1 protein-coding gene is annotated in these 654 nt (G+C 42.8%); it reads left to right on the plus strand.

Annotation, left to right across the window (positions count from 1 at the left end; genetic code table 11):
• The coding region (locus tag FS666_RS19440) for a transposase (protein WP_144469107.1) at positions 1-459 on the plus strand (459 nt) is incomplete at its 5' end.
• Positions 460-654: the final 195 nt, after the last annotated feature.

Here is a 654-nt window from a genome sequence, read left to right on the forward strand (position 1 = left end):
GCCTTTAAAGTCACAGAGAGGACGATCGATAAAGACGGGCAAATCCTGCTTGTTCCCGATATCGAATTCGAAACCTACTATACGTCACTGCCTGTGCCGGCTTCCACTGTGATCGCCTTGTATCGGGACCATGGGACGAGCGAACAGTTTCACAGTGAAATCAAATCTGAACTGGACCTGGAACGCTTGCCTTCAGGAAAATTTACGACGAATGATCTCGTTCTTCACTTGGGACTGTTCGCATACAATTTGTTGCGCCTTATTGGGCAGGAAAGCCTGAAAACCGATGATGCCCCATTAAGAAAAAATGTGAAAAGACGTCGTATAAGAACAGTTATTCAAAATTTGATCACCCTGGCATCGAAACTGGTCTACCACGGCAGACAGTGGAAGTTGAAACTCCATAAGCATAATCGCTGGCTTCCGGTATTCGAAAGGCTTTATTACGCCTTTTATTAAAGCCGCATGTTAAAAGACAATCCTTTTTAAAAAAATGGAAAGCAAAGGCTTATTTGAGTATGCCTTCAAAAGCGCTTCAAACGACCGAAGCCGCATAAAATAACATCTTTTTTCTATATTGAACCATCGATCGCTGAAAATGGGTAAAATCAGCCTGCTTTTCAAGCTTTTAACAAACTACGTCACGGATTCAGG

Origin of the sequence: Siminovitchia fortis (assembly GCF_007681465.1) — a bacterium.
GTDB classification, from domain to species: Bacteria; Bacillota; Bacilli; order Bacillales; family Bacillaceae_C; genus Siminovitchia; species Siminovitchia fortis.